The sequence below is a fragment of the Leeuwenhoekiella sp. A2 genome, assembly GCF_047946655.1.
Classification (GTDB): Bacteria; Bacteroidota; Bacteroidia; order Flavobacteriales; family Flavobacteriaceae; genus Leeuwenhoekiella.
The window spans coordinates 3,693,977-3,709,539 of record NZ_CP172311.1 but is presented as its reverse complement, the minus strand read 5'-3'; the positions used below and the strand labels follow the sequence as shown (position 1 = coordinate 3,709,539).

The following is a 15,563-nucleotide window of genomic DNA, read 5'->3' as shown; positions in this document are numbered from 1 at the left end:
GTTAATTCTCATTTTTAAGGCTGTCTTCATATTCTATGATGTAAATTTCTTCATTATCCTTTTTCATAAAATACTCTTCTCTTGCAAAACGCTCCAGTTCTTCAGTATCTTTTAAGCTTTGTATCTGCTCTTTATCTGAAGTGATCTCTTTGAGAAAATAAACCTTATTGCCTTCTAATTTATCAATCTCATCGTTTAATTCTTTATGAATAAACCAGGAATTGGCATCAAAAAAGAACATCCAGATCGAGAAAATAACAAGAATGAGCACATATTTGTTGCCCAAGATCCTGAACCATCTCTTCTCTTTCAGTTTTTTGATCCCCATTGTTTTAGGCAAGACGTTGATTGATTATAGTACGAACGATATCAACAGCTACAGTATTATATCTGTTGTTAGGTATTATAAGATCTGCAAACTCTTTTGTGGGTTCTATAAATTGTTGATGCATAGGTTTTAATGTCGTCTGGTAACGATTTAAAACTTCATCAAGATCCCGACCACGCTCTGCTATATCGCGCTTTAGGCGACGTATTAAGCGTTCATCAGAATCTGCATGAACAAATATTTTAATGTCAAAAAGGTCTCGTATTTCAGGATGTGTGAGAATAAGAATTCCTTCTACGATGACAACCTTTCGCGGATGCGTAATTACTGTATCTTTTGTGCGATTATGCTTAACGAAAGAATAAACAGGCTGCTCTATTGTTTTACCTGCTCTTAGATCTTCAAGATGTGAACAAAGTAACTCAAAATCAATAGCTCTGGGATGATCAAAATTTATTTTGATACGCTCGTCATAACTAAGATGTGATGTGTCTCTGTAATATGAATCTTGTGATATTACAGTCACTTCACCTTCCGGAAGTTCATGCACAATCTGGTTTACAACTGTTGTTTTACCACTGCCCGTACCACCGGCAATTCCCATTATAAGCATAAGTCTCGTTTGCGGCAAATTTAGCAAACTGAAGGCAATATCCTGATTTTAATTTTTTGCCGGGTGGCTACTAATAAAAATGTCTTTTAAAAGCTTCAATAGCAGCATAATCTGCCAGACCCAGCTTGTGGTATTTAGTAGCTGTCTCTTTATTACGTTCTTCAGCACGTACCCAGAATTCTCTAGAGTCGTCCCCTTGAAACATAACCCCATCTTTTTGTGACTGGTGATAAAATATTGCTTTTCGCTTGCGTAAAACCTGATCTGGACTCATAGGTACCGCCATATCTATCTCGTGCATTCCCCATTCATGCCATGCACCTCGATATAACCAAACCCAGCAATCACTCATGTATGGCTCTTTTTTAAGTCTGGCTAATGCCTGAAATAGCGCATCAAGACATACTTTATGAGTGCCATGCGGATCTGCGAGATCACCGGCAGCATAAATCTGGTGCGGTTTAATTTCTTCAATAAGATCGCACATGATAGCAATATCTTCTTCTCCTAACGGATTTTTCTTTATACCACCTGTTTCATAAAAAGGAAGATTAAGAAAGTGCGCTTGCTTATCTGGTATACCTAAATATCGCGTGGCTCCTATAGATTCTTTTTGTCTAATGATTCCCTTTAATTGACGAACGACGGGATCATCTACAGCAAATTTCTCACTTTTCTTGATGTGCTTAATTATATCCTGATAGCAATCACTTCCCGGGGTCATTGCAGCTGCAACTTCTGCATAGGTAAGGGCGTGATCATTAGAAACAGCAATATTGCCAGATGTCTGGTAAGCCACGTGTACTTCATGACCCTGTTCTACTAGTCGGTCAAAAGTGCCTCCCATAGATATCACATCGTCATCAGGGTGCGGACTAAATATTAATACCCGTTTTTTAGCAGGTTCCGAACGTTCTGGTCGTTTTGTGTCTTCGGCATTGGGTTTACCGCCGGGCCATCCCGAAATTGTATGCTGCAAACGGTTGAACATTTTAATATTGAGTTCGTAAGATGAGCCTTCTAAAGTAAGAAGACCTTCCATACCGTTATCGTTATAATCTTTATCTGTAAGTTTCAGAATAGATTTCTGAGTTATATCACAAAGCCAAACAACAGCTTTTCTGGTAAGCTCTGGCGTCCAGTCACAGGTGCCAACAAGCCATGGAGTTTTAATACGTGTAAGATCTGCAGCTGCTTCTGTATTTATAACAAAGGTTGTGTTCTTATGACCTTGTAAATAAGTTGAAGGTACCTGAGCGGTTATATTGCCTTCTATAGCTTCTTTTACAATTTCGGCTTTATTTTGTCCCCAGGCGAGAAGTACAATGCGTTTTGCCTCTAATACCGTTTGTATGCCCATCGTTATTGCCTTTTTTGGTACATTTTCTAAACCAAGAAAAGCAGGAGAAGCATCAGTGCGCGTTAAATGATCTAAGGTTATAAGTCTGGTACGTGAGTTGTAATGTGACCCCGGCTCGTTAAAACCTATGTGACCGGTACGACCTATACCCAACAATTGAAAATCTAATCCGCCCAGTTTTTTAATTTTCTGCTCATAGTCTACACAGAATTCTAAAATCTGATCTGCAGGTACCTGCCCGTGTGGGATATTTATATTGTCTTCATCGATGTCTATATGATCAAAAAGATGCTGATGCATAAAGTAGTGATAGCTCTGCGCGTGTTGTGGCGACATGGGGTAGTACTCATCAAGATTAAAAGTCACCACATTTTTAAAGCTTAAACCATCTTCTTTATGCAGGCGCACAAGTTCTTCATAAACCTTAATAGGCGAAGAACCGGTTGCCAAACCCAGAACACAAACCTTACCGGCTGCATTCTTCTTTCTTATTAAGGTCGCTATCTCTCGCGCAACAATAACCGAAGCTTCATTTGAATTGTCAAAAATGACATTATGAATTTTTTCAAATCTGGTATTTTCATAAATACCGGCTTCCTGATAACTTATGCTTTTATCCTGACGCATTTCAAATTCAGCAATCATCTTTAAAATTTTTAGAGTTAATCGATCAAAACTGCTTTCTACAAGCAAATTTTTTGACCGTACTTGATTATGAACTTATAAGAATTTATAAACTTATTTAAAAATAATGAATTTATTTCAAGTTAATAATGTCAATTTCGCACAAAGTTTAAAAATTAATGAGCAATGAAGTTAATATAGTTGCAAATGGAAAAAGCCCTTATTTTTTACAATAAGGGCTTTTTAAAATATGTTTAATTCTTTAGTGTGGCAATTTATCTTTAACCAGACCGTAGACAAAAGTTCCCGCTATGGCAGCAACTACAACAATCATTATAGAAATATAACCTGCACCTGTAAGTACATACATTGGTCCCGGGCAAGCACCTGCCAGTGCCCATCCTAAACCAAATATTATTCCGCCCAGCATGTAGCGTGAGAAACCCATTTTCTTGGGTTTTAAAGACATCTCGTGTCCTCCAATTGCTTTTATTTTAAATCTCTTAATTATTTGAACGCCCAGCACACCAATAATTAGGGCAGAGCCCATTATGCCGTACATGTGAAAAGATCCAAACTCAAACATTTCATAAATGCGAAACCAGGACGCGGCTTCAGATTTATACATGATTATTCCAAAAAAGATACCTATAACTAAATATACCAGTGTTTTCATCGTTTAAAATATTAGGGGATAAATAAGGTGAATCATTACAAGACCACCTATAAAGAAACCTATAACCGCTATTAGTGATGGCAGTTGTAAATTACTTAAACCAGAGATGGCGTGACCCGATGTGCAACCACCTGCGTAGCGCGCACCAAAACCAACTAAGAATCCGCCTATTATCAAAATTGCAAGAACCTTAGGACTAGATAAAGCTTCAATACTAAAAATCTCTGTGGGCAGGTAAGCTTTGCCTGCACTCTCAATACCATAACCCTGTAATTTCACAACTACATCATCTGCAATAACAACTGTATTGTCTGAAAGATAATGCGAGGCTAAAAACCCGCCTATTGCGGCTCCTACAATTACAATCAAATTCCACCGTTCTTTTTTCCAGTCAAACCTAAAGAACTCTGCAGCTTTTCCTGCACCTGTGGCAGAACAAAGCGTGCGCAGGTTAGAAGACATACCAAATTGTTTACCTACAAAAAGCAGGAGAAACATAACTAAAGCTATTAACGGCCCGGAAACATACCAAGGCCAGGGATTAGTGATCCATTCCATATTTTAAATTTTGATGCAAATAAAAGAGAAATTGAGAGAGCTTACAGTAACATATGTTACGAAAGTAATTCAACCTTAATAACTATGATCATCAAGTTTTACCTTTCCTCTAAAAGTACGATAAACGAAAAAGGTATAACTCAATACCAAAGGACCTCCAATAGCCACAAATAGCAACATGATCCCTAACGATTTGTCTGATGCTGCTGCATTATACACATTGATGCTGTAATCATAATCTATAGTTGAAAAAAGTAGGGTAGGATAGAGTTCTATAGCTACAAGCACAAGCAATAGACTTATTGTGACCGAAGAGAAGAAGAAAGCTAAAGAGTATTTTTTCTTATTGGCCAGTCGTGGCACGTTTGCAATGCTTAAAAAAGTAAGCAAAGGCACTATAAAAAGCACCGGATTACTGCGAAAATCGTCAGATAAATGCGGAATATAAAGAAGAGTATACAAAGTGGTAATGCCGAAACTTACCATAAAAAAGATCATTCCTTTCTTGAGTAGTTTTGTGAGTTTTGCAAATAATCTGCCTTCGGTTTTAAGTAAAAGATATATAGCACCGTGAGACATAAAAAGGGCAAGTGTAGTTATGCCTGTCATTAATGCGTACGGATTTAGAAACTCAAAGAAAGGACCACCTTCATAGTCAAAATTTTCGCCAATAGCGATACCTAAAAGTATATTTCCTAAAATAACTCCCAGTAAAAATGCCAGCATGATACTGCTAACACTATAGCTTATATCCCAAATTCTGCGCCACCATTTCATTTCTTCTTTGCCTCTAAATTCAATAGAAATCGCCCTAAAGATTATAAAAAGCAGAAAAAGCATAAACGGGATATACATAGAACTGAACAGACTCGCATACATCACGGGAAAACCTGCAAATAAAGCTCCACCGCCTATCACGAGCCAAACCTCATTACCATCCCAAACAGGACCTACTGCATTTAATGCAATACGCCTGCTTTCTTCCTTTTTAAAAAAGAGATGCCAGGCTCCTGCGCCAAAGTCAAAACCATCTAATATAGCATAACCTGAGAAAAGGGCACCAACTACAAGAAACCATAACGTGGGATAATCTATACCTAAAAAAGTAGCCATAATTCTTAATTTCCGGTTAGCATTTCTGTCATTTCACGGGTATGTGGTCTATCGTTGTCATCTTCCTCATCATAAGGACCATGTTTTATTTTTTTGTTTAAAAGATATACAAAAAGTACAAAAAGCAGACTGTAGACCAATAAAAACAGAATTAAAGAAAATACGATCTGATTTGCAGAAACCGCCTGTGAAAAAGCTTCAGAGGTTCTAAGTAAGCCATAAACCACCCAGGGCTGTCTACCCATCTCTGCAGCAAACCAACCCACCTGGTTGGCTATTTGTGGTAAAAGGGCTGTAAAGACGAAAACCCAAAGCAGCCATCGTTTGTCAAACAATTTACCACGCCACCATTGAAAACTGGCATAAAGGGTAATAAAAATGAGGAACATGCCAATAGCGATCATAATGTGATAAAACTGAAATACAGCATTTATTTGCGAAGGCCGTTCATCTTCAGGAAAAGCATTAAGACCGGTAACTGGTGCTTTAAAATCTTGTTTGACTAAAAATGAAAGTCCGCCGGGAATACCAACACCCGTCACTTCCTGACTTTCTTTATCTACCCAGCCAAATAAATACATATCTGCCGGAGCATTTGCTTCAAAATGACCTTCAAGTGCTGCTAGTTTTGCCGGTTGATTTTCACCCACACCATCTGCAGACCTGTGACCGGCCAGTAACTGCGCTAAAGAGAATACAGTTGCAGCGACTAGAGATATTTTAAAAGCCATTTTTGAGATCTTCACGTACCTGCCTTTTAATAAATAATAGGCATGAACACTAAGAATAAGAAAAGCACCAGATAAAAACGCACCTAACCACACATGTATAAGTCTATCCATACTGGACGGATTAAAAACCATAGCCCAGAAATCTGTTATTTCTGCACGCACCTGCATACCGTGACCTACAATGTGGTAACCTGCGGGCGTTTGTTGCCAGCTATTTGCAACAACGATCCAGACGGCAGAGAACATAGATCCCAGAAATACACCTACAGTAGAAACAAGATGCACCCAGGGTTTCACACGATTCCACCCAAAAAGAAGAACGCCCAGAAAACCGCTCTCAAGGGCAAAAGCAAATATACCTTCTGCAGCCAGTGCGCTGCCAAAGATATCGCCTACATAGCGTGAGTAAGTTGCCCAGTTAGTCCCAAACTCAAATTCCATCACAATACCAGTAACTACACCAATACCAAAAGTTAGGGCAAATATTTTTGTCCAGAAGCGGGCAAGAATATGATAATCATCTTTTTTAGTGCGTACATAAAGGCTTTCAAAGATCACCATTATAAGTCCCAAACCTATACTAAGAGGCGGGTAGATGTAATGAAATGCAATAGTAAAAGCAAACTGGATTCTGGCGAGTATTTCTACATCCATGATAGGAGGTTTTGTCCTGTAAATGTACGATTTTATGCCCGAATTAACCGATTTTTAAAGGTGTAAAACCAGCTAAAAATGCATAAAAAAAGCAGTTGTATTGCTACTTTTTAGGGTAGTTCTACAACTGCTTTCATCAAGAGTATTTTAAATGTTCTAGCTAAACTGTTTTACGTTCTCACTAAGGTCGTAAACAGGTACTTTATCTATTGCTTTGTCTACAATACTGCTTCCTGCCGCACTGCGATAACCACCTGCACAATGCACAACAATAGGTTTGTCTGTGGGTATTTCATCTGTTTTTTCCCGTAGCTCATTTAACGGGATAGTAATGGCATTCTCAAAGAATTTACCTTCTTCAGTCTCGCTGGGATTGCGAATATCTATGATTGTATATGAATCGGGATTTTCTTTAAAAGAATCTAACTCAAAATTATCTGAAGAAACGATCTTTTCATCCTTAAGAGTTGCTACCAGTTTTATTTGAGATTCATAACCTATTTTCGCTACGCGATTAAGCAATTTCCATGCGTTCTCTATGCTGTCTACCACAAGAACAAATTCTTCTTTAGGCTGAACGATAGATCCTAACCAGGTTTCAAATTTGGCAGTATCTGAAACTGCCATTATATTGATGCTTCCCGGTAAATGTTTGGTTTTAAAATGGGCCTCATCACGGGTATCTATAACCAATAAACCTTGCCCTACTTCGTTAATATTTACTTGAAGCGGAATGCCGGCGATGCTTTCATTTAAATTTTGTGCACCGGTTTTATTGATATCAACATCAAAACCAAAATAATGAGGGATGAATGGCTGTGAGTCTAGTATAGTATCAATAAATTCCTGTTCGGTTTGATCTTTAAAAGCCCAGTTGCCCATGCGCTCATTGCCTAAAGTACTAGAAGAATCTGCACTCAGGTTCTTACCACATAGACTTCCCGCACCATGAGCAGGATAGATCAAAGATTCATCAGGCAGATCATTAAACTTCGTCGTAATGCTTTTATACATTTCTTTTGCAAGTTCAAGACGTTTTGCTCGCATATTGCCTGCGTTTTCACGTAAATCAGGGCGGCCTACATCGCCTATGAATAAGGTATCTCCAGTAAATAAGGCTGTGCGATCACCATCTTCTGCCACAATAGTAATACTGTCTGGTGAATGCCCGGGAGTATTTATTCCTTTAAAAGTAACATTTCCCATTTTTAAAGATGAACCATCGTCAAAAGAGGTGTGCTCATAATCTGCTCCTAATAATTTACTTGCGTAAATAGTTGCTCCGGTTTCTTTATGTATTTGCAAATGCGCACTTACAAAATCTGCATGCGGGTGCGTTTCAAAAATCGCTACTATCTCTGCGTTGTGCGCTTCCGCGAAAGCGTAGTAATGCATGGGATCACGCTCTGGATCTACAAGTGCCATCTGGCCCTCACTAATAATTGCGTAAGAGTAGTGCGATAACGGTTTATATTCAAATTGTTTTATCAACATGATGTAAGTTTTATTCTTTAGAGCAAAAATATTGTGGTTATGTGTATGCCACAGTAACTTTAGTTACAGATTGCTATTATTTCAGTTTTGTTTTTTAAAAGGGTAGGTAAGCTGGTTCTTAAAGTCTTTGGGGAAATTCTCATCTCCATTAAAACCTATTTCTATATTTCTACCGCTTTCAGGAACGTAAGCTGTGCCAAACAAGTAATCCCAAATACTCAGGCTTAAACCGTAGTTCATACCGTATTTATGATTAGGTGGTAATTCTTTTGCGTGATGCCAGATGTGCATGTTTGGATTGTTAAAAATATATCCCAACTTGCCATAATTCCAATTTACATTGGCGTGATTTAAATGACCTATGAAAACGGCGAGCATATGAATTACAAAAAATTGCTCAATGCCAAAACCTATCATGGCCAGCGGAATGTACTGTATAGATTTATAGATAATAGTTTCCATAAAGTGAAAACGGAATTGCGCTGCAAAACCCATTTCTTTTACGCTGTGATGTACTTTATGAAACCTCCACATCCAGGGAACACGGTGTAGCATGCGGTGCACATTCCATTGTATAAAATCTGCAATGATAAACATAATAAGCAACTGCGACCATACCGGAAGCGTATTTACGTGAAATGCGACTATATTCTCCACACCAAAAATCGCCAGAAAATCATTAAAAACCTCGACTCCTACATTAGAAATCGCATTATAACCTACGAGAGAAAATAAAAAGAAATTGAAAAGGATATAAAAAGCATCAAGCCAAAATCCCTTTCTAAAAATGGGTTGTTTTGTGCGCCAGGGTAAGATTATCTCAATAAGAAAAACCAGAATTGAGAGTGCCAGGAGCCAATAGAAATAGTTGGTCCATGACGGGTTTGTGATCTCATCAATAAGATAATAGAAGTACCCTACAAAAGAGTCTATTATTATATTGAAGTATTTAGACAAGAGTTCTCATTTTAGTTTTGCAAAAATAGAATTATTTAACAATTTAAAAGTTGATTCTAGAAACAATACCTTCTGCAGGGTTAAGTAATGTTACAGTTTTGTTATAGCCAGATAAATACTCTTTTATCGCCCTTTTTGTGCTTAATTTTAAGGGACAAACCTAAAAAATATCCAACTATGAAAAAGACAAAATTAGGAGCAGAACATAAGTACGGACTTGGTGGCGTGCCAATAGGCAATTGCTTTGAGGTTGTGACAGACAAACAGGCTGAAGAAACGCTGGAAGCAGCCTGGGAAGCAGCGGTAAGGTATTATGATACTTCTCCTTTTTACGGCTTTGGGCTGAGCGAAAGAAGATTCGGTCATTTTTTACACAATAAGAAGCGCGAAGAATATTTGCTTTCTTCAAAAGTGGGGCGCATTTTATATCCTACTAAAGATGTCCCTGAATCTATGTGGAATGAACCTTCACCTTTTGCCTATAAATACGATTATACCGCAGCCGGTGTGCGTAGATCTATAGAAGACAGCCTGCAGCGATTAGGAGTAGAGCGACTAGACTATGTTTTTATACATGATTTGTCACCAGATAACGATGAAGATCTGCCAGGAGGATGGGAAAAGCAGTTTGAGATTGCCAAAAATGGTGCAATGCCAGAATTGTCTAAAATGAGAGATGAAGGTCTTATACAAGGATGGGGACTGGGAGTAAATACCATAGAACCTATTTTGAGAACTCTTGAGGTTGCAGATCCTGATATATTTTTATGTGCAATTCAATATTCTATAGTAGAACATAAAGAGGCTAAAGAAAAATTATTGCCTGCCATCGAGAACAGCGATGCAGATCTTATAATTGCAGCGCCTTTTAATGCAGGATTATTGGCTGGTAAGGGACGCTATAATTACTGGGGTAAAATGCCCGATGATATCAAAGAGCGTTATGAAACAGCCAGGCGTATAGCTAAAAAGCATAATGTAGACCTTGTAGATGCTTCTTTACAATTCTCGTATGCGCCAGAAGCAGTTTCAACTGTATTGGCAGGAGCCAGCAAACCGGATCAGGTAAAACAAAACATTGCTGCTTTTGACGTAGAAATACCAGAAGCATTCTGGCAAGATTTAACTAAAGAGGGTATTCTGGAAGAGCAAGACAGTGTACCTGCTTAAATTCTATTCACACAGAAAATACTTATGAGTCCTGAGTAATAAACTCAGGACTTTTTCATTATATCAACTCTTTATAGATAATATAAATACCCATTAGTAGTACAAACCACCCAAAGATTTTCTTCAATTTACTTTCGTTAATAAATTTATTGAGCCAGATGCCTAAAAAGATCCCAATAATTGAAATACCTGTGAAAATGCCTAAGAAAGCCCAGTCAATGGTAAGATTTTGTACGTCTCCCAGAAAACCGATAAGTGAATTAACTGCTATTATTAATAAAGAAGTCGCCACAGCTTCTTTCATAGGTAAACCGGCAAGTAAAACTAAAGCGGGTATTATTAAAAATCCGCCTCCAGCGCCTAAAATCCCCGTAATTATACCAATAAATAGCCCGTAAATGAGAATGATAGGATAATTCATTTTACAATCTACACACTCCTTTTTCTTCTTATTGTTTTTGATCATGGCATAAGAAGCAAGTATCATTACGATTGCAAAAAATACCATGATCCCAATATCTTTTGTTACGGTAATAGAATTGAAACTGAATAATACATCAGGAAATGCAGGTACCAGATAACGTCTGGTTAAATAGACCGCGATAAACGCGGGTAGAGCAAAAACTGCGGCAACTTTATATTTAACTAAACCCTTTTGCATGTTCTGCACAGCACCTACGAGTGAAGAAGAGCCAACAACAAATAAGGAGTAAGCAGTCGCCACCACCGGATTAAGTGCCAGAAGATAAACTAAGATAGGAACGGTAAGAATAGAGCCGCCACCGCCAATAAGTCCCAATACAAGCCCTATAAATAAAGCCCCAATATAACCCAGTATTGCTGTTACTTCCATATCATAATTTATAGCACAAAAGTATATGCCTTGCAAAGCTTTTGCAGTAACAAAGGTTACAAAGCATAAATATGGCAAAAAATTATGAAACTCTAAAAATGTAAGTTCTGTAGATTAAAACAAGACTTCTATTTTGTTGCGGTGTAATTTTATCTTGCCTCTGTTTTCAAGTGCTTTTAGCAACCTGGAGATCACAACTCGGGATGTATGCAGTTCATAAGCGATATCCTGATGCGTGCTGTTTATTACGTTGTCTTTTGTGATCTTAACTTTGTCGCTGAGGTATTTCAGGAGCCTTTCATCCATATTTAAAAAGGCGATGCTGTCAATTGTGTCAAGCATTTCCATGAGGCGGGTGTGGTAACTTTCAAAAACAAAATTGCGCCAACTCTTATAGTTTGCCGTCCATTCTTCCATTTTTTGAATGGGGATCATAATCAATTCTGTATCTAATTCTGCGATTGCGCGTATCTCACTTTTTGTTTGGCCCATGCAGCAACTTAGGGTCATGGCACAAGTATCGCCTTTTTCAAGGAAGTAAAGCAGAAGTTCATCACCCTCTTTATCCTCTCGTAATATTTTGATCGCTCCAGAAATTAGTAACGGCATTGCAGTTACATATTGGCCTATTTCCATGAGTTTTTCACCTTCAGCTATATGTTTTTGTACACCTACTTCACTTATTTCTTCTAACAATTCATTTTCAAAAAGGTGGGCGTATGCTTTCAGATCTTCATTCATTGTTGGCCAATTTGAGTTATGCTTTTTCAAAAGTACTATTTGTTTAAATGATTGTCTTTATAAATTAATATTACATACAAATTGTAGGCAGTTCGCCGCACAAATAGTTATGGATTCAATATCTTAGTCTAAAATCAAAATATGCAGCTTCAGCTTAAGAAATACGTACTTCCGTTAAAACATACTTTTACCATTTCGCGAGAATCGCATGACTTTCAAGATACTTTAATAGCCTGTCTTTCGCTAGACGGAAAAACCGGATACGGTGAAGCTACTTCTAATCCCTATTACGAGATCACTTTTGAAAGCATGCAGCAGGAAATAGAAGCGATAAGGCATTTAATTGAAAGCTTTCCGTTTACAACTCCGGAGATTTTTCATGATTTTTTGATCGAAAAAAAACTAAGCAACTTTAGTATTTGCGCTTTAGACCTTGCGGCTCATGATCTGTATGGAAAGCTTCAGGACAAACCTTTGTATGAAATTTGGAAAACTTCTAACGAAAAATATCCTGTCACTAACTATACCATTGGTCTGGATTCTATTGAAAAAATGGTTGCTAAAATGAAAGAAAAACCATGGCCCATTTATAAAGTGAAATTGGGTACTCATGAAGACGTGCAAATAATAGAAGAACTTAGAAAACACACCGATGCTGTTTTTAGAGTAGATGCAAATTGTGCCTGGCAACCGGAAGAAGCTGTAGAAAATGCCATAAAACTTAAGGATTTGGGGGTAGAATTTCTGGAGCAACCACTTAAAGCTGATAATTGGGACGGAATGCAGGTTTTAAAAACGAAATGTGCTTTACCAGTTATTGCAGATGAAAGTTGCATTGTAGAACATGATGTTGAGAAGTGCGCTCCCTATTTTGATGGTATAAATATAAAGCTCACTAAATGTGGCGGATTAACACCAGCGTTGCGCATGATTAAAAGAGCCAAAAAACTAGGTTTAAAAGTAATGGTGGGTTGCATGACAGAAAGTACTGTGGGCATTTCGGCAATTGCGCAACTGTTGCCACAACTGGATTTTGTTGATATGGATGGTGCAATGCTGTTGAAGGAGGACATTGCAGGTGGAGTCAAGATAGAAAGTGACGGTAAAGTGATCTTCCCGGAAATTGGCGGTAGCGGAATTACGTTATGGGAATGATAAATTTTATAGACACATTCCCGGGCAGAGAAGTTATAATTGATGATAAAACGTATCTCTACTTTGGTGGGACTTCCTATTTAGGTTTGCAATACCATACGGCCTTTCAGGATATTCTTATCGAAAATATCAGGAAATTCGGAACCAATTATGGCGCTTCTCGAAAGGCAAATGTTCAGTTTTCTATCTATGAGGAGGCTGAAGATTATTTAGCAGAAATCACAGGTGCTGAAGCTGCAGTTACTTTGTCATCGGGGTATTTGGCTGGCCAACTCGTTGCTGGACATTTTGATAATTCAGCTTACAAATTGTTTTATGCGCCACATACACATTCTGCGCTCTATAATTCTAACATTGAAGAATACAGTGATTATGAAAGCCTGAATCTAGCATTGAGAAATCATACTGAAACCAATTCAAAAGTTCAACCTGTTGTTTTGCTTGATGCTATAGAATTCAGTGGACTGAATTATCCTGATTTTACCGGACTAAAAACGCTTCCGCTGGATGAAGTGATTCTAATTGCAGATGATTCTCACGGTATAGGAATAATAGGCGAGGATGGCGGTGGAGTTTATAATTATTTAAATACCCTGAATCCTAAAGAACTGCTGATTTGTTTTTCGCTGGGAAAAAGTCTCGGCATTTCTGCAGGTGCTATCCTAGGTACAAAAAAGAGAATTGACGAATTAAAAAACACAGCTGTTTTTGGTGGCGGTAGTCCGGCTTCTCCTGCAAATATTGCTACTTTATTGCAATCACAGGCTATTTTTTCGCAGCAGCGAAAAAAACTACAGGAAAACATTTCACGGTTCAAAACCAAATGCAAGAATTTCGATCAATTCGTGCAATTAAAAAATCATCCCGTTTTTAGCCATAAAAACACTGATTTATCCCTCTTTTTGGCCGATAATGGTATAATAGCAACCAGTTTTGCTTACCCACAGGAAGATTCTCCTGTTGTCAATAAAATAGTCATTTCAGCAGGACATACGCCTGAAGATATCTATAAGCTTACTACTCTTATAAATCAATTCTAATCTGCATCCCACCAGACGCCTTCGTCAATCGGTTTAATAACGGCATTGACTTCATCACCGTTTCGAGTTTGTTCAGAAGAGGGATATTGCGCTCTTCTTATCCATTGGCCGTTAAGAGCAGCGTTATGATTTTCGGGTAATTCCAAACCAATGAACACCGCAGGATTAAAGTCATATCTTCTTAGATCAACAAACGATTCAGGATTTAGAAAAGTGGCAATAAATTTCTCTCTCATGATCAAAGCCAGGGTAAGATTACCAGCGCCTACATCTACAGAAGCATCGGTTATATAAGCAGCACTGTCAGTGGCAGAAACTCCCAGTTTATCCATATTTGCCTGAATACCTTCCATGTAAGCAATATAAGCGGCAGCGGTGGCTCCTACAGAAGTTGAGGTGCCGCCATTCTGAAGAAATAATGCTTCCGCCTGAATAAATTTTAATTCGGCATAACTTCCCATCACAATAGGAGCTGTTTGAGACGAATAATAATTATCTGCACCCAGATTTGTATTTGCACCTATGTTAGGATCACCAAATTCATGTACCCCGCCAGAACCATTTATGGCACCCAGATATTCGTCGTCGTCATCACCAATAGTCACAATTTTTGGCAATCTTGGGTCCATTTCTATAGAAGAGAATGGGATTGCAGAACCATTCATTAAACTAATGAGTTGATCTGAAGCCAAGACGGAAAAATTTCCGGTATTGTTCGGTAGAACAACGCCACTGTTCCATAAGTTGAAATTTCGTGTGTTGTAAACTAATTGAAAATCATCGGCGTTTGAAGAGAACGCGTTTGGTATTGCACTTAATGCCTGAGAAACAGCTGCACTTTGATCAATTTCGCTTAAATGAATGGCATATCTGGCTTTTAAGAAATAAGCTGCTTTAATCCATTTTGCCGTATCACCGCCGTAAATAAGATCATCGTCTCCCGGAGTCATCCCAGAACTATCACTGGCTCCCAGCAGGCTAATAGCATCATCGAGCAAAGTATTTATTTGATCATAAACCTGCTCTTGTGGATTAAATGAAGGTGTAAAATCTCCTTCACCCATTGTCGCCATAGAAGCCGGAACATCACCCCATTGATCCGTTGCCAGCCCCAGATTTACAGCCTGCAATATTTTGGCAATACCAGAGTAATGAGATGCGTTCTCGTTTTCGGCTTTTTCAGATAATGTATTTATATCGGGTAACGCCTGCAAATAAATAGAACTCCATGCGCCTGCTATTTGAGTTTCCTCCTGTGTATCTGCACCAGGTTGAAAATAAGAAGCAAGCTGTTGCGAAATTTGACACATGCTTGATGCAACCTGATAGAATCCTGAAGAGGTGTAGTAAATAGAAGTTGGCAGCATGTCTGCCGGAGCAATCGCATCTGTCTGCTCTTTATTAGGATCAACATTATCGCCCAGATAATCATCGCAGGCTGTAAAAATTGCGGTGACACTTAATAAGATGAATATATATTTAACTGCTTTCATAGT

General features: G+C 38.3%; 15 protein-coding genes. 3 read left to right on the top strand and 12 right to left on the bottom strand.

Going from position 1 to position 15,563, the window contains the following annotated elements; genetic code table 11:
• Nucleotide 1: 1 nt before the first annotated feature.
• The 9 genes from ACH3PA_RS16320 to ACH3PA_RS16280 form a co-directional block, all read right to left on the bottom strand.
• Nucleotides 2-328 (bottom strand): FtsB family cell division protein, encoded by a 327-nt coding sequence (locus ACH3PA_RS16320; protein WP_416442139.1) that lies wholly within the window; start codon nt 326-328, stop codon nt 2-4.
• A gap of 4 nt (nt 329-332) precedes the next feature.
• Entirely contained in the window at nt 333-941 is a 609-nt protein-coding gene (gene udk / locus ACH3PA_RS16315; protein ID WP_416442138.1) for a uridine kinase, read from the bottom strand.
• A gap of 70 nt (nt 942-1,011) precedes the next feature.
• Nucleotides 1,012-2,946: a glucosamine-6-phosphate deaminase gene (nagB, locus tag ACH3PA_RS16310; protein ID WP_416442137.1), complete on the bottom strand. Its 1,935-nt coding sequence runs from the start codon at nt 2,944-2,946 to the stop codon at nt 1,012-1,014.
• 241 nt (nt 2,947-3,187) lie between these two features.
• Nucleotides 3,188-3,601 (bottom strand): DUF6691 family protein, encoded by a 414-nt coding sequence (locus tag ACH3PA_RS16305; RefSeq protein WP_416442136.1) that lies wholly within the window; start codon nt 3,599-3,601, stop codon nt 3,188-3,190.
• 3 nt (nt 3,602-3,604) lie between these two features.
• A complete protein-coding gene (locus ACH3PA_RS16300) occupies nt 3,605-4,159 on the bottom strand; it encodes a YeeE/YedE family protein (RefSeq protein ID WP_416442135.1) in 555 nt (184 codons plus the stop codon).
• A gap of 75 nt (nt 4,160-4,234) precedes the next feature.
• A complete protein-coding gene (gene cydB / locus ACH3PA_RS16295) occupies nt 4,235-5,272 on the bottom strand; it encodes a cytochrome d ubiquinol oxidase subunit II (protein WP_416442134.1) in 1,038 nt (345 codons plus the stop codon).
• Between the two features lie 5 nt (nt 5,273-5,277).
• A complete protein-coding gene (locus ACH3PA_RS16290; RefSeq protein WP_416442133.1) occupies nt 5,278-6,657 on the bottom strand; it encodes a cytochrome ubiquinol oxidase subunit I in 1,380 nt (459 codons plus the stop codon).
• 156 nt (nt 6,658-6,813) lie between these two features.
• Nucleotides 6,814-8,151 (bottom strand): MBL fold metallo-hydrolase, encoded by a 1,338-nt coding sequence (locus ACH3PA_RS16285; protein ID WP_416442132.1) that lies wholly within the window; start codon nt 8,149-8,151, stop codon nt 6,814-6,816.
• A gap of 81 nt (nt 8,152-8,232) precedes the next feature.
• Nucleotides 8,233-9,108 (bottom strand): sterol desaturase family protein, encoded by an 876-nt coding sequence (locus ACH3PA_RS16280; protein WP_416442131.1) that lies wholly within the window; start codon nt 9,106-9,108, stop codon nt 8,233-8,235.
• Nucleotides 9,109-9,285: 177 nt separating this feature from the next.
• Between ACH3PA_RS16280 and ACH3PA_RS16275 the strand changes: the two genes are divergently transcribed.
• Nucleotides 9,286-10,278 carry an aldo/keto reductase gene (locus ACH3PA_RS16275; RefSeq protein ID WP_416442130.1) on the top strand — a complete coding sequence of 331 codons (993 nt, stop codon included), beginning with the start codon at nt 9,286-9,288 and terminating at the stop codon, nt 10,276-10,278.
• Between the two features lie 58 nt (nt 10,279-10,336).
• Here the strand turns inward: ACH3PA_RS16275 and ACH3PA_RS16270 are convergent, their stop codons facing one another.
• The gene (locus ACH3PA_RS16270) at nt 10,337-11,131 is read right to left on the bottom strand and encodes a sulfite exporter TauE/SafE family protein (RefSeq protein WP_416442129.1); all 795 of its coding nucleotides are present in this window, start codon (nt 11,129-11,131) and stop codon (nt 10,337-10,339) included.
• 114 nt (nt 11,132-11,245) lie between these two features.
• Complete coding sequence (locus ACH3PA_RS16265) at nt 11,246-11,872, bottom strand: Crp/Fnr family transcriptional regulator (protein WP_416442128.1); 627 nt, start codon at nt 11,870-11,872, stop codon at nt 11,246-11,248.
• 141 nt (nt 11,873-12,013) lie between these two features.
• On the opposite strand from ACH3PA_RS16265, the gene ACH3PA_RS16260 reads away from it, so the two are divergent.
• Together ACH3PA_RS16260 and ACH3PA_RS16255 are read left to right on the top strand one after the other, a co-directional pair.
• Nucleotides 12,014-13,027, top strand: coding sequence for a dipeptide epimerase (locus ACH3PA_RS16260; RefSeq protein WP_416442127.1), 1,014 nt, complete (start codon nt 12,014-12,016; stop codon nt 13,025-13,027).
• Nucleotides 13,024-14,067, top strand: coding sequence for an aminotransferase class I/II-fold pyridoxal phosphate-dependent enzyme (locus ACH3PA_RS16255; protein WP_416442126.1), 1,044 nt, complete (start codon nt 13,024-13,026; stop codon nt 14,065-14,067). Before ACH3PA_RS16260 ends, ACH3PA_RS16255 begins: the two co-directional genes overlap by 4 nt.
• Here the strand turns inward: ACH3PA_RS16255 and ACH3PA_RS16250 are convergent.
• Nucleotides 14,064-15,560, bottom strand: coding sequence for a SusD/RagB family nutrient-binding outer membrane lipoprotein (locus tag ACH3PA_RS16250; protein ID WP_416442125.1), 1,497 nt, complete (start codon nt 15,558-15,560; stop codon nt 14,064-14,066). The genes ACH3PA_RS16255 and ACH3PA_RS16250 overlap by 4 nt on opposite strands.
• Nucleotides 15,561-15,563: the final 3 nt, after the last annotated feature.